Here is a 20,721-nt window from a genome sequence, read left to right on the forward strand (position 1 = left end):
GGACTTTTGACACAGCATGGAACACCATGAAACACTTGGGCAATTGGTATCCTAGCTATTGAATTTAGCAATTGTGCCCATATAGACCAGACTTAATATTTAGAACATTTGCGGAGCCAGCTTTGGAGCAATACAGAGGAACCACCATATTAAGTGTGCGCCGTCACGGTAAAGTCGTGATCGGTGGTGATGGACAGGTCACACTAGGCAATACCGTTATGAAAGGCAATGCACGCAAAGTGCGACGGCTTTATAATGATAAAGTATTGGCTGGTTTTGCAGGTGGCACAGCAGACGCTTTTACCCTATTTGAACGCTTTGAATCCAAGCTACAAGCCCATAATGGCAATTTAACTCGTGCTGCCGTAGAGCTAGCCAAAGATTGGCGTACAGATCGGATGCTACGCCGCTTAGAAGCACTCTTAATCGTCGCGGACAACACCGCCTCCCTGTTGATCACGGGTAATGGTGATGTGATTGAGCAAGAAAATGATTTAATCGCGATTGGTTCAGGGGGGGCTTTTGCGCAATCGGCAGCGCGGGCGCTACTGGAAAACACCGATTTAAGCGCCCGCGAAATTGTCGAAAAAGGCCTACATATCGCTGGCGATATTTGTATTTATAGTAATCATAATCTGACTATTGAGGAGCTTTAAGCCCATGTCCACTATGACACCTCGCGAAATCGTTCAAGAACTCGACAAGCATGTCATTGGGCAGGATAAAGCCAAACGCTCAGTGGCAATCGCTTTACGCAATCGTTGGCGCCGTCAACAAATGCAAGACCCGTTGCGTCATGAAGTCACACCCAAAAATATTCTGATGATTGGCCCAACCGGTGTAGGTAAAACTGAAATCGCCCGCCGCTTAGCGCGTTTAGCAAATGCGCCTTTTATTAAAGTTGAAGCCACTAAATTTACTGAAGTGGGCTATGTGGGTAAGGAGGTCGACTCCATCATTCGTGATTTGGCGGATGTGGCAGTGAAAATGCTCCGTGAGCAAGAAGTGGATAAAGTTCGTTATCGTGCGCAAGAAGCTGCTGAGGAGCGGATTTTAGATATTTTGCTGCCGCGTCCTAAGCAAGAGACAACTAGCTCTTCGATCAATGCTTGGCTGGAAATTGACCCTGACGAAGCGACTAAGAAAGAGGCTCCAGAAAATAATGCCACTCGCCAAAAATTCCGCAAAAAACTGCGCGAAGGCGAACTAGACGATAAAGAAGTTGATGTCGAACTCAGTGGGGCGAATATCGGTGTCGAAATTATGACTCCACCCGGCATGGAAGAAATGGCTAGCCAACTGCAAAGTATGTTCCAAAATATGGGTAGTCAGAAAAAACGCCGTCGTAAACTAAAAATTAAGGATGCGCTTAAACTTCTGACTGAAGAAGAAGCACATAAAATGGTGAATGAGGAAGAACTCAAACAACGGGCTTTGCATTCGGTTGAGCAAACTGGGATTGTATTCTTAGATGAAATCGACAAGATAGCCCGCAGTGGCCAAGTCAGTGGTGCGGATGTGTCCCGGGAAGGGGTACAACGCGATCTGCTACCTCTTATAGAAGGTTCAACCGTCAATACTAAATATGGCATGATTAAAACTGACCATATTTTGTTTATTGCCTCTGGTGCTTTCCATGTATCTAAGCCTTCCGATTTGATTCCAGAATTGCAAGGCCGCTTGCCTATTCGGGTCGAGATGGAAGCGTTAACTGCGAATGATTTTGAGCGCATCTTAACTGAACCAAGTGCGTCCTTAACCGAGCAGTATCAAGGCTTATTAGCCACTGAAGGCGTGAAGTTGGAATTTACCAAAGATGCGATCCAACGGATTGCGCAAATTGCGTTTGAAGTGAATGAGCGTACTGAAAATATCGGTGCGCGTCGCCTACATACTGTAATGGAACGTTTATTAGAAGATGTTCTGTATGCTGCTCCGGATTGTGATGGAGCCAAAGTGGTGGATGGTGCACATGTCGATGCTACTTTAGGCGAATTAGTCAAAGACGAAGATTTAAGCCGTTATATCCTCTAAGGAGCAAGGCATGACCCCGACGAATTTAACGCTCAATCAAAAATCACGCGAACTGGTTATTGAATGGCCTGATGGCGAAACGCATAGCTTAAGTTGTGAGTACCTACGGGTCTATTCACCCTCTGCTGAAGTGCGTGGACATGGCCCCGGCCAAGAAAAACTGCAAATTGGCAAAGAAAATGTAAATATCACTGCCATTGAGCCGGTCGGATATTATGCCGTTAAACTCGTGTTTGACGATAATCATGACAGCGGCCTATACGATTGGAAGCTGTTGTATGATCTAGGCAAAAATCAGCAGCAACATTGGTCTGACTATTTACAACGGCTAGCCGCTCATGGCTATCAACGTAAAGCACCGGGACAAATCATCTGATGGTGGCAACCGAAACACAAAGCTTAGTGGCCGTGCTTGAGCAAGTGAAATTCAATGATGTTGGTTTAATTCCAGCCATTGCTCAACAACATGACACGGGCGAAATACTGATGATGGCGTGGATGAATCGTGCTTCGCTTGAAGAAACTTTAACAACCAGACATGTTTGCTATTGGTCGCGTTCTCGTCAAACTTTTTGGCGCAAAGGTGAGTCCTCTGGGCAAGTGCAATTACTTAAAGAACTCCGGTTTGATTGTGATTTAGACACAATTTTACTGTTGGTTGATCAAACGGGGCCTGCTTGTCACACTGGACGGCGCCATTGCTTTTTCTATAAAGTAGAGGGCGAACAGGTGATCGTAGACAGTGAGCCTTTAATTGATCCTAAGACCTTGTACACATCATGAAGCCTATTCTGCTCGGTGTGATTCGCGGCTATCAATTATTTCTTAGCCCTCTGCTAGGGAGTAACTGCCGCTATTACCCGAGCTGCTCACATTACACACATGAAGCCATTCAAAAACATGGAGCGCTACGCGGTAGTTGGCTAGGTTTAAAGCGCGTTTCGCGCTGTCATCCTTGGCATGAAGGCGGCATTGATTTAGTCCCCGAACCGAAAAAGCCAAGCACTAAACCTGCGGATAGTTAACGGCCTATCACTTGTCCGCTTATTCCTAAAAAGTTTACACCTAACTATCGAACCGCTAACTTAGCGCCATTATTGCCACGATTAGTAAACTCAAAAATTATAATAATAAGGTTTAGGTTTTCATGCCGGATAGCCACTACGATCTTGTCATTCAGCATCACGCCTCGGTTGAGCCAGTCGATCGTTTGGTGCGTGATCTGCTGATATTACTTGATAAAGAAGGCGACCCTTATATCGAGTATAAACTTTCAGAAGGCCTGCTTTTTCCCGAAAGTAAAACCGCCATTCTCGAAAATATCCGTAAAGATGAAGCTGAGTATTACCAAAAGCGCTTCCGCGAGATGATGGTTGAAACTTCTTTACGCCCCACCCTACGATTAAGTGTTGAAAAAAGCGACTCATCTACTTCTAATGTAAGTGACCTGCACGTCTGTCCTGCTTGCCAGCATCAACAACTGCGCAATCGCTCAGGCATGAATATTTGTCAAAATTGCAATTTGGTCGCGGAAAAATATCAACGTAGCCAGAAACGCGAAGATATTATCACGCAAGAAAATCGAGATTATAAATTCCAACAAGACAAACTCATGCAGGAGGCACTAGAAAGAGCTCGTATTAGTGAAGAGGAGCAATTAAGACGTGAAGCAAGGCTACAACTTAGTTTAGAAAGCAAAAAGCGTCCTTTAGACATTGCAATCGGCGTCACGGCTGTAATGCTTATGGTACTAACAGGGATTTTGATCATTACTACTATCCAGCGTAAAGAGACCCAAGCTTTAGACGCTGATCAGCAACAAGTGTTAATCTCTAAATCTTTACAAAGAAACCCTGGAACTGAAAAAAACACCGAATTAGCTAAGAATGGTTTTGAAAAAACTCAGACAGTAAAGCCACTCGAAGAAGCAGTTACTACAGCTAGCCATAATAGACTGACACAAGATGATATTAATAAACTCAAAACTTTATTAGAGACAGATGCACCGAATCCCTATCTGACTAAAATCAGCCCCGAACAATTCAAACATGATCGGCAAAAGTTACGCCGTTTGCTGGAGCTAAATAAACCAGAACTTGCGATTGCTTTTGTGAATGAGTTAACGGATCAATACGCGGCAGCTTTACTCCTACTGGATGTGGCAAACTATGAAACTCAAAAAGATCATCATAGCAATGATAGTGATATTCTGAGGACCTTTAATCACCTAATGAGTCGCGCTCCTGCAATTCAGCAACCTTTAGTCAGTGCCAGCTTTAGCCTCATGTTCCGCTTACAAGGCCAAGATACCAATGCTTATGCAGCTCTTAAACCTACGCTTGAGGATTTAAAAACAACTGAGAATAGCTTGTTATTCGTGGTGGATGACCAAAGGGGCACATCAGGACAAGTGCAGAAACTAGGGATTGTGTTGCAAATGATTAAAGACCACCAGCACTTTTCCCAAACCAAGGCAGCCCAAGATTTTCTCCAATTGGCTGAAGAAATTTTAATAACTATCCCTACTGATGCCTTGCCACAAGCAGAAGCGATGACCTTATTAGCCTCTGCTTGTTTAGTGGTGGGAGAAATTGATCAAGCACACAGTTGGTTAACTAAAATTACGGATACCAGTGCGCGTGAACAGTTACTCAGCAAATTGAACAGCCTCTAAGTGCAAATCCCGCTAGCTAACCCGCTTTAGAAAATTTGCCATCCAGTGCCCACTCTGGGATTCGGGTTTTAATGCACCTTGCTCTAAACCACTTAGCGCTTGATCGGCCACTGGATTAGGAATCACGCTGCCCCGTCGCAGTTTCAATAAATGCTCTTCAAAATCAGTCGTAAATTCGGGATGACCTTGGAAAGTTAAAATCCGCCCACCGTAGACTAAACCGGCATATTCACAAAATGCTGAACTCGCAAATACTTCAGCATTTGCTGGTAGCTCAACCACTTGATCTTGATGCATCGCATTAAAGGTTATGGTCGCTTGCTCCCCCATCCAATCTTGTGGCTTTTGCACGGTATATTCTTGTAAGCCAACCCCCCAGCCTTTGTTAGACTTTTCGACACGCCCCCCTAAAGCCGTCGCAATAATCTGATGCCCAAAACAAATACCGATCATGGGGACTTCAGCTTGCCATACTGCCCGAATGAAATCCTGTAGTTGTAACATCCAAGGCAAGTTTTCATATACCCCATGCCGTGAACCTGTCACTAACCAAGCAGCACATTCATACGGATTTGCTGGCAGTTGATTATCCAAGACTGGATAAACTTTAAATTCCAAGCTGCTGTCCGTTGCGCCTAATAAGCGTTTGAACATATCTGCATAAGACCCATAAGCGCTTTGTAATTCTTCAGGTGGACGACCTGTTTCTAAAATACCGATTAACATGACTGTCTCACAATAAACCTGTCGGAGCGCGCACAGCGCCCTTTTTTTCTGCCAGTAAACATAAATAATCATGGGCTAAGGTCGCGGCTGCCAAAGCAGTCACTTCCGCCACATCATAAGCCGGTGCGACTTCAACTACATCCATCCCGACTAAATTAAGCTGACCTAGAGAGCGCACAATACCTAAAGCCTGTGCAGTACTTAAGCCACCCACGACGGGAGTACCTGTACCGGGCGCAAACACAGGGTCAAGGCAATCAATATCAAAGCTTAAATAGACTTTTTGCTTGCCAACGCGCTCATAAATTTCTTCAACGGTACGTTTAATACCCTCTCGATGTACCCAAGGTGCAGTCAAGATACGAAACCCATGATCAGAATCATTGTAGGTGCGAATGCCTACTTGTACAGAATGCGCCACATCAATTAAGCCTTCGCGCTTAGCGCGTAAGAACATGCTGCCATGATCAAAGCGCGAACCATCATCCTCCCAAGTATCACAATGTGCATCAAAATGCAGCAAGGCCACTGGCCCATACTGTTTAGCGATAGCGCGCAAAATCGGGTAAGTGACAAAATGATCCCCTCCAAAACTCAAGGGACTTGCACCTGCAGCTAAAATCTGGCTGATATGCCCTTCAATACTCGAAATAATCGTTGCTGGATGATGTGGATCTAAAAAGCAATCGCCATAATCTAAAACGGCTAAATGCTCAAAAGGGTGAAAACCAAAGGGAAACGCTTTCAGCTCAGCCAGCTGCACCGAAGCGGCCCGAATCGCACGCGGACCTAAACGTGCACCGGAACGATAAGTAACCGCTGAATCATAGGGAATCCCACTGACAACCACATCAGCACCCGTTAAATCTCGACTATAGCTACGCCGTAAGAAGCTCAATGCGCCACCATAAGTCATCTCAGGAGCTTGCCCTAATAAACCTTTGCGCCGAAACGCCTGATCACCGTATTCGGGTTCAGACGGATGAATTGAATCCTGCATACCTTGATCTCGATCCCTGTGAAAAGTGTTAGCGATTATTTAAGGCAAGTTTTACACCAAAACCAATTAAAGCAAAGCCAGCTAAGTGGGTTGCTAGTTTCCGCACGAAAGGCAAAACTTTTAAGCGCTGTGCTAGTTGATTACCCATGAGTACTAAGCCCACTTGATAAACGAAACTCAACAAAGTCACGTGCAGCATCATCACCGCTAAGGTTATGGATGAGGCTTCGGGGCGTAAAAACAAGGGAAAGAAAGCGACAAAAAACAGCATGACTTTGGGATTAGTGAGGCTAACAGCTAAAGCTTGGCGAAAATAAACCCTCGGACTTTGTTGCGGCTCGGGTTTAACTGGCGTGCTTTGCAGCGAAGAACGCAAAATTTGAACACCCATCCAACACAAATAAGCAGCACCAAACCACTGCAGACTATTAAAAAGCAGCGGGTTAGCCTGCATAATAGCGGCTAAACCCGCAACGGCTGCCACCATATACAAGAAGTCACCTAATAAAGTACCCAGCACAGCTCCCAAGCCGGCTTTAACTCCATTGCGCGCCGTTGCATTTAAGATGGCTAAAGTTCCCGGCCCCGGAATCAACTGAAAGACCAGGATGGCTGCAATAAAACTAATGTAGTTCTGAATATCGAACACAGACTATCCTTATACTTATACCACACCTAAATAAGTTTCATACTCTGCATCAGTAATGCGACTGGAAAATTTATCTAACTCTTGCTGTTTAAGCGCCGTAAATAAGTCCACAAAACCATCACCTAGTAATTCACGCATTAAAGCACTAGTCCGCAAAGCACCAATAGCTTCATACCATTGAGTAGGTAAAGCCTTTGCAGCCGTTGCGCTTGTATAAGTGTTACCCGTACTGGCAGCACCCGGATCAAGATGCTGCTCCATTCCATATAAAGCAGCACTTAAAATAGCCGCGATGACCAAATAAGGATTTGCATCTGCACCTGCTACCCGATGCTCAATACGTCGTGCTATATCTGGGCTGTCAGGAATGCGGACTGATACCGTGCGATTCTCATAACCCCAATTAGCTTCAACTGGAGCACAATTGCTTGGGCGCAAACGCCGCCAAGAATTAAGATGGGGAGCAAAGATAAGCATCGAACCTTGCATGGCTTTAAGAATACCACCGACCGCATGGAGCAAAGCTGTACTACCGGTCGCTGTACCATTTGAGAATATATTTTTGCCCTCCCGATCTAGTATGCTGAAATGAACATGCATACCACTGCCCATATCATCCCCATAAGGTTTAGCCATGAAACTCGCTAGATGCCCATATTTATAGGCTACATTGTGCACAATACGCTTAAACAGCACAGCATAATCAGCAGCCAATAAAGCATCGCTCACATGATTGAGATTAACTTCAAATTGCCCCTCACCGAACTCAGAAATAATAGAATCAGCCGGAATCCCCTGAAGCTGACAGGCTAACCGAATAGCTTCCAAAATTGGGCGGAAGCCTTCTAAATGCTGCAAAGCATAAGGATTAGGTTGATTAAATCTAGTTTTAGGTAATAAGGCAGAACGCACGGGGCGATTTTTCTGCTCTGAAGCTCGGTCGAATAAATAAAACTCTAACTCAGCGGCAACCACCGGAGTTAAACCTTTTGCAGTATAACGTTGTAAAACAGACTCTAATACCTGACGAGGATCAGCAGCAAAATAGCTTCCGTCCAATTGGCGCATCATCGCCATCATTTGATAATGCTCATGATCTAACCAAGGTATTGGCATAGGCTGAGGCGAAACAATTTGGCATAAACCATCACTATAACCTGCTTCGAATGCACAACTAGTACCTTCAACATCTTCTCCCCAAAAATCTAGCCCCATAACTGAGCGCGGCATTTTGAAGCCTTCTTCAAGGAACTTGTTAGCTGAGCTAGCTGGAACACGTTTACCCCGTTGGTTGCCATTGAGATCAGTAATGAAAATATCTAATTCTGGCATCGGTGTATTATTGCTTAGCTGATCCATAACCCATTCTCTGTATCACATAAGGAATGCACTTATTATGCTTATAATTGTGATCACGATTTTTACAAGGGTCAAGAGTGATCTAGTTATTTATCCACATAAATAGACAGAATAGCCTATAATTGCGTCTGGAAATCTCTAAGATTGTGATCATATAATAACATCTTCATTGTTAGACACAGGGCATCATGAACGCCAAAACTACCCCACTTTTGTCCTTAACCCCTTTGGAAAAAACACCCGCGCAGGGGGTCAATGTCTGGGTGTATCACACGCTACGCCGCGCTCTTATGTGTGGGCAAATTGAACCCGGTTTACCACTAACGATTCGTGGTTTAGCCGAAGTTATGCATGTAAGCCCGATGCCGGTACGTGAAGCTTTGCACCGTTTAACTTGCGAAGGCGCTGTGGAAATGCGTGATAATCGCCGGGTGATGGTGCCGCAAATGACAGCGGCGCGTTTTAAAGAATTATATGAATTACGTATTGTGCTTGAAACTCATGCCGCAGAAAGTGCTTTACCTTATTGCCGCCCTGAACATATTACTGAGCTAGAGCGTTTAGACAGTTTAATTGATCTGGCTTATCAACAGAGTGATACCGGTGAGGGTAGTCTCGCTAATCAAGAGTTTCACCGCTATCTCTATCAACGGAATCCTTTTCAAGTAGCAGTACCGCTCATTGAAAGCGTTTGGCTACAACTCGGCCCGTTTATACGTTTTGCCAAAAGCAAGCTGACACAACATTATCGGATTGATCGCCATAAAGAAGCTCTGCAAGCACTACGCCAACAAAACGCTTTTGCCTTACGCCGTGCAATTGAAGCGGATATTCGTGATGGCCTTGCCTCTATTCAAGCCGTTGAAGGCATCCATGAACATTTTAAAGAGCAGGCTTTATCTGCTTAAATGAGGAGTATTTAATGAATAAACCAGCTAATCCGAATTGGGCAGCACGCGCCCAGCAACTCAATATTCAAGGTAAGTCCTTTATTAATGGGCAATATGTGAGTGCCGCCTCGGAAAAGACTTTTGACTGCATTAGCCCTATCGATGGGCGTCATCTAACTCAGGTAGCGGCTTGCGATCAAATGGATGTGGATAGGGCAGCGGCTGCCGCACGAGCTGCATTCAATGATGGTCGTTGGAGTCGTGTACATCCTAGTAAGCGTAAAGCCGTGCTCTTGCATCTAGCCGATTTGATTGAAAAAAATGCAGATGAATTAGCCCTGCTCGAAACTTTAGATATGGGCAAACCCATCCGTGATAGTTTGAGCATTGATATTCCCGCCACTGCACGTTGTTTCCGCTGGTATGCTGAAGCGGTTGACAAACTGTATGACGAAGTGGCCCCCACCGCTCATAATGTTTTAGCTACTATTACCCGCGAACCTTTAGGGGTTTGTGGTGTCATTGTGCCTTGGAACTTCCCCTTGATTATGGCGGCATGGAAATTAGCCCCTGCATTAGCTGCCGGTAACTCTATTGTTTTAAAACCTGCCGAGCAATCCTCACTGACAGCGATACGTCTTGCCGCCTTGGCAGCAGAAGCCGGCCTGCCGGATGGCGTTCTCAATGTAGTCACTGGCTTAGGGCATGAAGCAGGTCAAGCGATTGGTTTGCATAGGGATATTGACGGAGTATTTTTTACCGGCTCAACCGCCGTCGGTAAATATATCCTGCAATACGCTGCGCAATCGAATATGAAGAAAGTAGGTCTCGAATGTGGTGGGAAGTCGGCGCATATTATTTTAGACGATTGTGGCGACTTGGATGCTGCCGCAGAAGCGGCTGCTTTTGGGATTTTCTTTAATCAAGGGGAAATGTGTTCAGCAGGCTCGCGCTTGATTTTAGATGCGCCGATTCGTGACGCGGTGATGGAAAAAATTCTGCACTTCGCCAAAGGCATGCAACCAGGGGATCCACTTGATCCTACTACTCGCTTGGGTGCGATGGTGGATAAAACGCATACCGAACGAGTGATGGACTATATCGCCAATGGTAAGCAAGAAGCCGAACTGTTAATCGGTGGCAGGCAAGCACGCCTCGAAACAGGTGGTTGTTATATCGAACCAACCGTCTTTGATAAAGTCAGTAATAAAGCCCGTATTGCGCAAGAAGAAATTTTTGGCCCAGTACTAGCCGTCATTACCGTGAACGGTGTGGATGAGGCGATTCAAATTGCGAATGAATCCATTTATGGTTTAGCAGCAGGCGTGTGGAGCGACAATGTGAATACCCTGTACAAAGCTACGCGAGCCTTGAAAGCAGGGGTGGTTTATGCCAATTGCTATGATGCCGATGATATTACCACGCCCTTTGGGGGCTATAAGCAATCAGGGATTGGGCGCGATAAGTCACTGCATGCATTTGATAAATATACTGAACTCAAAACCACTTGGTTAAAACTTCGATAAAGCTCAACTGTCTGCTCACTAACTCGTCTTGTTAGGCATTATAGCTTCAGCCTATTGCTGCTCGGCTGCTCAGACTTTCTCGTTTGCGCAGCCTTTTTCTTTACATCATTAAAATAACGTGCTTATTGCAGCGCAGCATGATACAGTCACCGCCCTCTGTTGAGCTAAAACTAGCTTACCGATACTGCGACATCCTTAGTTGTTTGATCCCGCCCCTGTAGGCATCTAGATCAGCCCCTCCCTTGAGTGCCAATTACTGTATGCCGCATCCGGCTTGAGTTATTTATTTGACTTAAGCGAACGCGCCACTCTTAAAGTTATTGAAGGGAAGATGATGAGTTTTAATGATCTAGGTCTTGATGCGGCCTTAGTCCGTGCTGTGCAAGAAAAAGGCTATACGCAAGCTTCACCAATTCAGGCCCAAGCGATTCCAGCGATTTTAAAAGGCAGTGATTTGATGGCGGCCGCCCAGACCGGTACTGGCAAAACTGCTGGCTTTACTTTGCCATTATTGCATCGTTTGAATTTAGGCAAACCAGTATGTAGCAATCGTGTACGGGCTTTAGTGCTCACGCCAACACGTGAATTAGCTGCCCAAGTGCATGATAGTGTGCAGACTTATGGGCAACATTTGCGTTTGCATTCAGCCGTCGTTTTTGGTGGGGTTAAAATTAATCCACAAATGATGCGCTTACGTCGTGGTGCTGATATTTTGGTAGCAACTCCGGGGCGTTTGCTAGATTTGTATGAACAAAATGCGATTCAATTTAATGACTTAGAAATTCTAGTCCTAGATGAAGCGGATCGCATGTTAGATATGGGCTTCATTACTGATATTCGTAAAATTCTCGCGCTCTTACCTAAGCAACGGCAGAATCTATTATTCTCAGCTACGTTCTCTGAAGAAATTCGCAGCCTCGCGAAAGGTTTATTAAAGAGTCCGGTGGAAATTAATGTTAGCCCGAAAAACTCTACTGCAACCGCCGTCGAACAAATTATTTACGAAGTCGATAAAGCAAAAAAAACATCCTTGCTCGCGCATTTAATTAAAGAGCAGCAATGGGAACAGGCTTTAGTCTTCAGTAAAACGAAGCATGGCGCGGATCGTTTAGTGCGCCAATTAACCAGTATTGGTGTCGTTGCGGCAGTGATTCATGGTAACAAAAGCCAAAATCAACGCACCGAAGCTTTAGCTGGTTTTAAGCAAGGCAAAGTACAGATTTTAGTGGCCACGGATATTGCTGCCCGTGGGATTGATATTGACCAACTACCTCAAGTGGTAAATTTTGATCTGCCACAAGTAGCGGAAGATTATGTACATCGGATTGGTCGTACCGGTCGAGCAGGTGCTAAAGGTCAAGCGATTTCTTTGGTTTGTGCGGATGAAGCTAAGCAACTGATTGATATTGAAAAACTGATTAAGCGTAAATTTCAACGTCAGCAAGTCGACGGTTTTGAGCCAGAACATAATGTGCCACATACAGCACCTAAGCAAAAACCAGCGCCTCATAACCACTCAGCAAGCCCTAAAGCGAATAAAAGCAAAGTGGCTGGCGCTAAAGTGTTACCTATTAAACCTAAGGCTTCTAAAAATATTAAAGCAGCCGAACCGGGCAATCGTGCTAAGAGTAATCGTCGCCCACGCAGCAGCGGTCAACGTAAAACCGCTTAACTCGTACACCTAAAATCTTGCCAAAAAGCCTTTATCGCATTATTGAGAAACATGCTGAGTAGTACGACGTAGACGGTGGAAAACACATCGTTTCTACCGTCCAACGATTTTAGATTAATACCTGTGTTTTTCCTGATGCTGGGCTTTTTGAATCGATTTAATCAAACGGCCAAAACGTTTATCTGTCGCATGTTTTTCCGCTAAACTCGCCGCATTATGGGCTTGTTCGCGCTGCAATTTTCGATAGTTTTGCAAACGTCTTAGCTCCAAATCACCCGCTTGAATCGCTGCTTGCACGGCACAGCCCGGCTCACTTTCATGCTCACAATCGACAAAGCGGCAATGTTGCGCCCACTCGCTAATATCGGCAAAGGTCGCCGCAACACCCGCTTCGCAATCACTCAATTGCAATTCGCGCATTCCGGGGGTATCAAGCAATAAAGCACCCATCGGTATGGCAAGCAAAGAGCGTGCAGTAGTAGTATGGCGGCCTTTGTCTTGTTCCGCGCTGATGGCTCCGGTATGTTGCGTCGCTTGCCCCAATAAAGTATTCACTAACGTCGATTTACCCACACCTGATGAACCTAATAAAGCCAGCGTTTGCCCTACGCCACACCAAGGTCGCAACTTATTCACACTCTGCGTATCCAAGCCATTAATCGCCTCTACCACTAAACGTCGATCCAGTTTTTGTACTTGCTGCACATAATCTTCAGGATTGGGGCAAAGATCAGCCTTGCTTAATACCACTAGCGGTTCAACCTGCGCTTCGTGCGCTAAGGCTAGATAACGCTCAAGGCGGTTCAGATTAAAGTTATGATTCAAAGAGCTGACAATCAATGCGGTATCAACATTCGCTGCAATCAATTGCAGTGCATTTTTATGCCCCGCCGCTTTCCGACTAAATAGGGAAAAGCGTTCCAATTCGCGCACAAACTGTTGATGTTGATCTAAGAGTAGCCAATCACCCACTGCGAGTTGTGGCATGGAAGACAAGATAGGCAAATGAATCTCGCCTTGCTTACTTTGCAGCACATATTCGGAACGATGCTGTGCGATAATTCGTGCCGGTATGCCAGTTTCTAATTCGTTTAAACTCAATTGTTGCTGGAAGGTTGAGCGCCAACCTAAATTTGCTAAAGTTTGTTGCATGGATAAATGCCACTCTAAATTTTAAGATTAAGTTAGAGCAATGAACACGAGGGCACTTGGAAGAAATGAAGGCGGGAACAGGAAATGACTGAATGAATTTCAGTAGGGCAAGCGTGTAACTTAGCTTGTTGAGTTTATTCCCAAACCCCAGTGATCCTTGTCCTTGCTATGAGAGCGTTGTGGTGAGTTTGAACAATCATCTGCGTACCTCTGTTGTGGAATAAAGGATTTAATTTAGTGAGTTTATCCTAGTCTGTTTTTTTTGTTCTAACAAGAAAAGCTTCACTAGGAAGCTTCCTTGTCAATATCTTTTAACGCTCCAACTGCGTCACATCCCTGACCGCCCCCCGTGAAGCCGAAGTCGTCATCGCGGCATAAGCTTTCAAGGCAGCACTGACTTTACGTTCACGATTGACGGGCTTCCAGCCTGCTGAGCCTTTCGCATCCATTGCAGCACGGCGTTGAGCGAGAACTTCATCGCTCACGCGCACATGGATGCTACGATTGGGAATGTCGATGTCGACGGTGTCGCCTTCCTCGATTAAACCAATCGCCCCCCCTTCCGCTGCTTCCGGAGAGACATGCCCAATCGATAAGCCCGACGTACCACCGGAGAAACGTCCATCAGTGATCAAGGCACAAACTTTACCCAAACCTTTGGATTTTAAATAAGACGTGGGATAGAGCATTTCTTGCATACCAGGGCCGCCGCGTGGGCCTTCGTAGCGAATGATGACCACATCGCCCGCTTTGATTTTATCGCCCAAAATGCCACTGACCGCTGCGTCTTGCGATTCAAAAATACGTACAGGGCCGGAGAATTTAAGGATGCTTTCATCAACACCCGCCGTTTTGACTACACACCCATCCAGCGCGATATTGCCGAAGAGCACTGCTAAGCCGCCATCTTGTGAGTAAGCATGCGCTTTGTCACGAATACAGCCACCTTCGCGGTTGGTGTCGAGTTCTTCCCAACGCTTGTTTTGGCTGAAAGCTTCTTGGGTGGGTACATTGCCTGGGGCAGCACTATAAAAAGTATGCACGGCAGCATCTTGGCTACGCATAATGTCCCATTGATTTAAAGCCTCTTCCATCGTCGGACTATGCACAGTTTTGCAAGCGCGATTGATTAAGCCCGCACGATCTAATTCACCCAGAATACCCATCACACCACCAGCACGATGCACATCTTCCATGTGATATAGCTGGGTTGCAGGCGCGACTTTACTCAAGTTCGGCACTTTACGGCTCAAGCGATCAATGTCAGACACGGTGAAATCAACTTCACCTTCCTGTGCTGCCGCCAGCAAATGCAAGACAGTATTAGTCGAGCCACCCATCGCAATATCCAAGCACATGGCATTCTCGAACGCGGCTTTATTAGCAATGGAGCGCGGTAACACAGACTCATCATCTTGCTCATAATAACGTTTGGCTAAACGTACTGCCAAACGTCCGGCTTCAAGGAATAATTCCTTGCGATCAGCATGGGTTGCCAGCAGCGAGCCATTGCCGGGCAAGCTTAGACCCAAAGCTTCGGTTAAGCAGTTCATCGAATTCGCAGTAAACATCCCTGAACAAGAGCCGCAAGTTGGGCAAGCCGAGCGTTCCATTTTGGTCACGTTCTCGTCAGTTTCATCAGGATTCGCCGCAGAAATCATTGCATCAATCAAATCCAATTTTGCGGTTTTGCCATTAATGATTGCTTTGCCGGACTCCATCGAACCACCCGATACAAACACCACGGGAATATTCAAGCGCATGGCCGCATTGAGCATTCCGGGAGTGATTTTGTCGCAGTTGGAGATACACACAATTGCGTCAGCACAATGCGCATTCACCATGTATTCCACCGCATCAGCAATAATTTCTCGTGAAGGCAAGGAATACAGCATACCGCTATGCCCCATCGCAATTCCGTCATCAATCGCAATCGTGTTAAATTCTTTCGCTACCCCGCCGTGCGCTTCAATCTCGCGGGCAACCATTTGCCCCAAATCTTTCAGATGCACATGCCCAGGGACGAATTGGGTGAAAGAATTGGCTATCGCAATAATAGGTTTTTGAAAGTCATCATCCTTCATGCCAGTTGCACGCCACAACGCGCGTGCGCCTGCCATATTGCGACCTGCGGTGGAGGTGCGGGAACGATAAACGGGCATGAAATCTCTCCTGAGCAAACACATTGACTAAAGCAGCATTCTAACGCTGGAAGCGTAGAGAGTCATACTTTAAAGGCTATTGACTAAATAACCATCAGATTTCTTCACAAACATCATAAAAACCTCTTCAAAATTCGCGACCACCGAATTTTTCACGGAATCTTTGGCTAATAAAGCCGTACTCCAAGCCCGTAACCGTGGATTACTTTGGAAATTCAACTTAAAGACTTTCTCAAGAATGCTTAAACGCACAAACAGAGGTGCAAAGGCTACATCGACAAGCGCAAACTGAGTGCCATTAAAAAAAGGTTCTTCACTATTTAAAGCGGTTGCAACTCGATCCAACCCTGCTTGTAATTCTTGCTTAACCGTTTCAAAGGCTGCTTGCTCTTTAGATACAATCATTTGATATTGTTTACCCAATAACTCGGACGCTACTTCCATCCAAGCGCGTTGGCGCGCTTTCATTAATGGGTCTATAGGATGCAATTGCGGTGCATAGACTTCATCGAGGTACTCCAAAATCACTGCCGATTCAAAGACTGGCGTTCCATCGACTACTAAAACTGGCACTTTGCCTAAAGGTGAAATGGCCTTGAACCACGCCGGTTGATCCTCGCCGGGTACTAAATACTCGGTCTCATAAGCGATTTTTTTTTCTTGTAAAGCAATAGCTGCTCGCTGCGCAAAAGGGCAAACCTTAAAACTGACCAGTTGTAACTTATTAGACTTAGACATGAATACACTCCTAGACGGTGAAGAGCCAAATGGATTTTAAAACTCGCTTATTATAGAGAGTTAGGAGTACTCACCTACAATGCCCTCATCAAGAAAAAGTTTTGGAGCCACCACTGCAAATCAGTCACTTGTCGAACCTTAAATTTCCTCCCAAACTTTATCTAAGCGCTTAGCCGATACCGACTTAGCCGTCCCCAACTCTTGCGCAAATAACGAAATCCGAAATTCTTCCACCATCCAGCGATACTCATGCAAAGCAGCATCTTGCTTAGCATTCATTTGGCTGCGGTTTTTATGCAAGCGTTCTTTATAGCGATCCCAATAGGGCTGTACCTGTACGCGCAGAGCACGATCTTTGGTGGGTGCATCGAGCATTTTTTCTAAGCGGCGTTGAATACCTTTTAAATAACGCGGCAAGTTACGAATTTCATCGGGCTGCATTTCATCCAAGAAATTCGGATAAATTAAATGCGCAAGTTGGTCGTTCACATCATTTAAAGTTTCGAGCCAAGCGGAATTTAATTTGCCTTTTAAGAGCTTACGAATTTCATGGTAAGCCGCTAAAGCGGGTACGAGCATCCGTGCTAAGTCTTGGGCTTGAGTAAAGATAGTTTTCCGCCCTATTTGCAAAGCAGCCGTGAAACTTGCTTGTTTACGATTATCTAAGAACTCTGCAAAGGCTTGACGGAACGCATAGCGGGTCATACTTTCCTTCAGTTCATCGCATTTGCCACTGGCGGCATAATGCAAACACAATTGCTGCATTTGGGAAATATGCCGAGGTACATCCCGTGCTTCTGTCGGTAAAGCCAGCATAAATAAACGTAGCACCGCTAAGCGATGTTGGCGTTGTGCTTCGGCTTCATTGTCAAACAGCTTAATATCGACCGAACTGCTTTGTGGACTAGCCATATATAAAGCAGGCCAAACATGCAGTTTCATCCCACCCATATCCAGCGAATGTGTGACTTGAAGATCACCAAAATTCCATTCGGTTAAACCTTGGCGCTCAATATGCTGGGTTGGCTGGCGAATCAGTTCTTGCTTTGCTTGTTGTCCGACTTGATTGCGTAGGGCTAATAAATTTCGCCCTGCTTTCACCACTACGCCATTGTCATCCACGACTTCAAACCGCATCAATAAATGTTCCGGTAGCTCCATCTGCTCCCATGCATCGACATCAATCCGTGTGCCACTCATCCGCAGTAGTTGCTGAGCTAAAGAGTCTGTGAGCGACAGTTTCTCACTGGGTTCAATGGCCTCTAAGCAGGCTCGTGCATAATCTGGCGCAGGCACAAATTGTTTGCGAATTTGCTTCGGTAGCGCGCGAATCATTGCGGTGAGTTTTTCTTCTAACATCCCCGGCACTAAATAGGCAAAACGAATGGGGGATAGTTGGTTGAGTGCTAACAGCGGTAGACGTACTGTGACTCCATCGTCTTCTGCATTCGGCTCAAAGTGATACCGCAAGGGTAAAATCATACTCTGTACGGCAATACTATCGGGGAATTGCCCACTACGTTCATGTCCTGCATCACGCTGCATTAAATAATCGCGAGTCAGATATAGGAGCTTGGACTGCTTCTGCTCAGCGTGCTTGCGCCATTTTTCAAAAGAAGCACCATTGACGACATTGGCTGGAATCAAGGGGTCGAAAAAGTCATATAAGAGTTTTTCATCGGCTAAAATATCACGCCGTCGCCCCTTGGCTTCCAGCTCTTCAATCTGTGCAATCAAGTCACCATTGTGACGGAAAAAAGCCGCACTGGTTTTATATTCCCCATAAACCAAAGCGTGTCGAATAAAAATCTCACGGCTAATAATCGGGTCGATTTTCCCATAGCTTATGCGCCGCTTTGGTATGATGGTAATGCCATACAGCGATGTGCGCTCAAAAGCCGAGACATTCGCTGAATTTTGCTCCCAATGCGGTTCGGTATAATGACGTTTGAGGAGATGAGCGCCAAATTCCTCAATCCATTCCGGCTCAATCTTCGCGATCGTGCGTGCATACAACTTGCTGGTTTCGACTAGTTCAGCTGCCATCGCCCATTGTGGTGCTTTCTTGCGTAAATTCGAGCCGGGGAAAATCAGGAATTTGCGACCATTCGCGCCTTGGTATTCCAAATCCTCATCTTTAAGACCAATATTACCGAGCAAACCGGATAATAGACTGCGATGAATACCGCTGTATTCTGCAGGCCTTTCGTTTTCCTTCACTCCACTTTCAAGCAAGGTACTCCGAATCTGTTGGTGAATATCATGCCATTCTTGCAAGCGTGTCCAAGATAAAAACTCCCGCAAGCACATCTTACGGAATTGACTTTTGGATAACTCTTTGCGCTGCTGATGAAAGTATTCCCAAAGTCTGAGTAAACTTAAAAAGTCGGAATTTTCCGCTTTAAAGCGTGCGTGCTTTTCATCCGCCGCTTGTTGCTTATCTATTGGACGTTCGCGCGGATCTTGAATGGCTAAAGCCGCAGCAATCACCAACACCTCTTTTAAAGCGCCCTCTTTTTCAGCAGTCAGAAGCATCTTGCCTAAGCGCGGATCAACCGGAAATTTCGCTAAAGCATAACCCGTCGGCGTGAGATTAAAATCGGCATCCACCGCACCAATTTCAAATAAGAGTTTATAGCCATCTCGAATTAAGCGCAGATCGGGTGCTTCGACAAAGGGGAATTTCTCAATATCGCCCAGTTGCATGGTTTCCATTTGCAGAATGACGGACGCAAGATTGGTGCGCAGAATTTCCGGTTCGGTAAAGAGCGGACGGCTGTTGTAATCTTCTTCGCTATATAAACGAATCGCCACACCCGCAGCCACGCGCCCGCAACGACCTGAGCGCTGATTAGCAGAGGCTTGCGATACTTTTTCAATCGGTAAACGCTGCACACCCGCTCGCCATGAATAACGTGAAATCCGCGCTAAACCTGCATCGACCACATAACGAATCCCCGGTACGGTGAGTGAGGTTTCCGCTACATTGGTGGATAAAACAACGCGCCGCCGCCCATGTGCTTCAAAGACTCGATGTTGTTCTTCCGCAGACAGGCGAGCATAGAGCGGCAAAATTTCTGTGGAAGGGGGGTGATGTTTGCGTAAGGCCTCCGCCGCTTCACGAATCTCACGCTCGCCGGGGAGGAAAACTAAAATATCTCCACTGCCAAGCGTGCCCAACTCATCGACTGCCTCTAAAATGGCATCGGTTAAATCGCGCTCATCTTCACCTTCAATATCCACCAAAGGCCGATAGCGAAGCTCCACCGGATAAGTCCGTCCTGAAACCTCAATAATCGGTGCACCATTGAAATGCTCAGCAAAACGCTGCGGGTCAATGGTTGCGGAAGTAATGATAATTTTTAAATCACGCCGCTTAGGCAGCAGCCATTTCAAATAACCTAGCAGGAAATCAATATTAAGACTGCGTTCGTGTGCCTCATCAATAATCAGCGTGTCATAATCATTCAAATAACGATCTTGCTGAATTTCTGCCAGCAAAATCCCATCGGTCATCAGCTTGATATAAGTATCTTGATGGGTTTTATCAGTAAAGCGTACCTTATAACCGACTTGCTGCCCTAGTGAGCTGTTTAACTCTTCGGCAATTCGGTCGGCGACACTACGCGCTGCGATTCGCCGTGGTTGAGTATGCCCAATAAAGCCGTCAATCCCGCGACCTGCATCTAAGCACATTTTCGGTAATTGTGTCGTTTTCCCTGAGCCAGTTTCCCCACAAATGACGATTACTTGATGCTCTTGAATCGCCTTGATGATTTCCTCGCGGCGCTGCGCAACCGGCAAGTCTTCGGGGTAAGTCGGCTGGGGTTTATTTTGCATACGCAAAGCACGACGTTGGCCACTGGCTTCGATTTTCGCTTGTAAACGCTCTGCACGTATTTCATCAGGTTTGCGTTCTAATTGTTGGAGTTCACGCCGCAAGCGAAACCGATCCGCACCCATCACGGTGTTGAGCTGTTTACGAAGTTGGTTATTACTAATGGAGGGCAGCGTAGTCACTTTAGTTTTAATAATTCAATTTCAAGGGTTGGGTAGTTTAGCGTGAAGCTTTAGTCAGTTCGACATTTTGGTCATGCACCAGAGGAGTTGAAGAGCCACTAAAGCGGTAGTAACTTAAG

At 45.9% G+C, this 20,721-nt stretch carries 17 protein-coding genes; 9 read left to right on the top strand and 8 right to left on the bottom strand.

What is annotated here, in order from left to right:
• Positions 1-122: 122 nt before the first annotated feature.
• The 6 genes from hslV to Q0307_RS01660 all read left to right on the top strand — a co-directional run bounded on the left by hslV (position 123) and on the right by Q0307_RS01660 (position 4,708).
• Positions 123-656, top strand: coding sequence for an ATP-dependent protease subunit HslV (hslV, locus tag Q0307_RS01635; protein ID WP_298655503.1), 534 nt, complete (start codon positions 123-125; stop codon positions 654-656).
• 4 nt (positions 657-660) lie between these two features.
• A complete protein-coding gene (gene hslU, locus Q0307_RS01640; RefSeq protein ID WP_298655506.1) occupies positions 661-2,034 on the top strand; it encodes an ATP-dependent protease ATPase subunit HslU in 1,374 nt (457 codons plus the stop codon).
• Positions 2,035-2,044: 10 nt separating this feature from the next.
• Entirely contained in the window at positions 2,045-2,410 is a 366-nt protein-coding gene (locus Q0307_RS01645) for a DUF971 domain-containing protein (RefSeq protein WP_298655509.1), read from the top strand.
• Entirely contained in the window at positions 2,410-2,817 is a 408-nt protein-coding gene (gene hisI / locus Q0307_RS01650; protein WP_298655512.1) for a phosphoribosyl-AMP cyclohydrolase, read from the top strand. Before Q0307_RS01645 ends, hisI begins: the two co-directional genes overlap by 1 nt.
• Positions 2,814-3,059 (top strand): membrane protein insertion efficiency factor YidD, encoded by a 246-nt coding sequence (gene yidD / locus Q0307_RS01655; RefSeq protein WP_298655515.1) that lies wholly within the window; start codon positions 2,814-2,816, stop codon positions 3,057-3,059. The genes hisI and yidD overlap by 4 nt, the downstream gene beginning before the upstream one ends.
• 122 nt (positions 3,060-3,181) lie before the next feature.
• On the top strand, positions 3,182-4,708 hold the full coding sequence (locus Q0307_RS01660; protein WP_298655518.1) for a hypothetical protein: 1,527 nt from the start codon (positions 3,182-3,184) through the stop codon (positions 4,706-4,708).
• A gap of 12 nt (positions 4,709-4,720) precedes the next feature.
• Here the strand turns inward: Q0307_RS01660 and Q0307_RS01665 are convergent, their stop codons facing one another.
• Genes Q0307_RS01665 through Q0307_RS01680 form a run of 4 tightly spaced genes read right to left on the bottom strand, consistent with a single transcriptional unit; the run spans position 4,721 to position 8,442 of the window.
• Positions 4,721-5,434, bottom strand: a complete 714-nt coding sequence (locus Q0307_RS01665) for a gamma-glutamyl-gamma-aminobutyrate hydrolase family protein (RefSeq protein WP_298655521.1) — start codon at positions 5,432-5,434, stop codon at positions 4,721-4,723.
• A gap of 7 nt (positions 5,435-5,441) precedes the next feature.
• Positions 5,442-6,434, bottom strand: coding sequence for an agmatinase (gene speB, locus Q0307_RS01670; RefSeq protein ID WP_298655524.1), 993 nt, complete (start codon positions 6,432-6,434; stop codon positions 5,442-5,444).
• Positions 6,435-6,462: 28 nt separating this feature from the next.
• Complete coding sequence (locus Q0307_RS01675) at positions 6,463-7,083, bottom strand: LysE family transporter (protein WP_298655527.1); 621 nt, start codon at positions 7,081-7,083, stop codon at positions 6,463-6,465.
• Between the two features lie 15 nt (positions 7,084-7,098).
• Entirely contained in the window at positions 7,099-8,442 is a 1,344-nt protein-coding gene (locus Q0307_RS01680; RefSeq protein WP_298655531.1) for a glutamine synthetase family protein, read from the bottom strand.
• A gap of 188 nt (positions 8,443-8,630) precedes the next feature.
• Between Q0307_RS01680 and Q0307_RS01685 the strand changes: the two genes are divergently transcribed.
• The 3 genes from Q0307_RS01685 (at position 8,631) to Q0307_RS01695 (ending at position 12,530) form a co-directional block, all read left to right on the top strand.
• Positions 8,631-9,350, top strand: a complete 720-nt coding sequence (locus tag Q0307_RS01685) for a GntR family transcriptional regulator (protein ID WP_298655534.1) — start codon at positions 8,631-8,633, stop codon at positions 9,348-9,350.
• A 14-nt stretch (positions 9,351-9,364) separates the two neighbouring features.
• Complete coding sequence (locus tag Q0307_RS01690) at positions 9,365-10,858, top strand: aldehyde dehydrogenase (RefSeq protein ID WP_298655537.1); 1,494 nt, start codon at positions 9,365-9,367, stop codon at positions 10,856-10,858.
• 334 nt (positions 10,859-11,192) lie between these two features.
• Positions 11,193-12,530, top strand: a complete 1,338-nt coding sequence (locus Q0307_RS01695) for a DEAD/DEAH box helicase (RefSeq protein ID WP_298655551.1) — start codon at positions 11,193-11,195, stop codon at positions 12,528-12,530.
• A gap of 114 nt (positions 12,531-12,644) precedes the next feature.
• Here Q0307_RS01695 and rsgA read toward each other — a convergent pair whose 3' ends face one another.
• The 4 genes from rsgA to hrpA form a co-directional block, all read right to left on the bottom strand.
• Positions 12,645-13,682: a ribosome small subunit-dependent GTPase A gene (gene rsgA, locus Q0307_RS01700; protein ID WP_298655540.1), complete on the bottom strand. Its 1,038-nt coding sequence runs from the start codon at positions 13,680-13,682 to the stop codon at positions 12,645-12,647.
• Positions 13,683-13,993: 311 nt separating this feature from the next.
• Positions 13,994-15,844, bottom strand: coding sequence for a dihydroxy-acid dehydratase (ilvD, locus tag Q0307_RS01705; protein ID WP_298655542.1), 1,851 nt, complete (start codon positions 15,842-15,844; stop codon positions 13,994-13,996).
• Between the two features lie 69 nt (positions 15,845-15,913).
• Positions 15,914-16,582 (bottom strand): glutathione S-transferase family protein, encoded by a 669-nt coding sequence (locus Q0307_RS01710; RefSeq protein ID WP_298655545.1) that lies wholly within the window; start codon positions 16,580-16,582, stop codon positions 15,914-15,916.
• A gap of 138 nt (positions 16,583-16,720) precedes the next feature.
• The gene (gene hrpA, locus Q0307_RS01715) at positions 16,721-20,602 is read right to left on the bottom strand and encodes an ATP-dependent RNA helicase HrpA (protein WP_298655548.1); all 3,882 of its coding nucleotides are present in this window, start codon (positions 20,600-20,602) and stop codon (positions 16,721-16,723) included.
• Positions 20,603-20,721: the final 119 nt, after the last annotated feature.

It is taken from the genome of uncultured Thiothrix sp. (genome assembly GCF_937873765.1).
Lineage (GTDB): Bacteria > Pseudomonadota > Gammaproteobacteria > Thiotrichales > Thiotrichaceae > Thiolinea.

What these genes read in the sequence shown, in the direction of transcription:
- Q0307_RS01680 (WP_298655531.1), bottom strand. Translation starts at nt 8,442, where the DNA reads ATGGATCAGCTAAGCAATAATACACCGATGCCAGAATTAGATATTTTC.
- Q0307_RS01690 (WP_298655537.1), top strand. Translation starts at nt 9,365, where the DNA reads ATGAATAAACCAGCTAATCCGAATTGGGCAGCACGCGCCCAGCAACTC.
- hisI (WP_298655512.1), top strand. Translation starts at nt 2,410, where the DNA reads ATGGTGGCAACCGAAACACAAAGCTTAGTGGCCGTGCTTGAGCAAGTG.
- speB (WP_298655524.1), bottom strand. Translation starts at nt 6,434, where the DNA reads ATGCAGGATTCAATTCATCCGTCTGAACCCGAATACGGTGATCAGGCG.
- Q0307_RS01665 (WP_298655521.1), bottom strand. Translation starts at nt 5,434, where the DNA reads ATGTTAATCGGTATTTTAGAAACAGGTCGTCCACCTGAAGAATTACAA.
- yidD (WP_298655515.1), top strand. Translation starts at nt 2,814, where the DNA reads ATGAAGCCTATTCTGCTCGGTGTGATTCGCGGCTATCAATTATTTCTT.
- Q0307_RS01660 (WP_298655518.1), top strand. Translation starts at nt 3,182, where the DNA reads ATGCCGGATAGCCACTACGATCTTGTCATTCAGCATCACGCCTCGGTT.
- rsgA (WP_298655540.1), bottom strand. Translation starts at nt 13,682, where the DNA reads ATGCAACAAACTTTAGCAAATTTAGGTTGGCGCTCAACCTTCCAGCAA.
- Q0307_RS01645 (WP_298655509.1), top strand. Translation starts at nt 2,045, where the DNA reads ATGACCCCGACGAATTTAACGCTCAATCAAAAATCACGCGAACTGGTT.
- ilvD (WP_298655542.1), bottom strand. Translation starts at nt 15,844, where the DNA reads ATGCCCGTTTATCGTTCCCGCACCTCCACCGCAGGTCGCAATATGGCA.
- Q0307_RS01685 (WP_298655534.1), top strand. Translation starts at nt 8,631, where the DNA reads ATGAACGCCAAAACTACCCCACTTTTGTCCTTAACCCCTTTGGAAAAA.
- Q0307_RS01695 (WP_298655551.1), top strand. Translation starts at nt 11,193, where the DNA reads ATGAGTTTTAATGATCTAGGTCTTGATGCGGCCTTAGTCCGTGCTGTG.
- Q0307_RS01710 (WP_298655545.1), bottom strand. Translation starts at nt 16,582, where the DNA reads ATGTCTAAGTCTAATAAGTTACAACTGGTCAGTTTTAAGGTTTGCCCT.
- hslU (WP_298655506.1), top strand. Translation starts at nt 661, where the DNA reads ATGTCCACTATGACACCTCGCGAAATCGTTCAAGAACTCGACAAGCAT.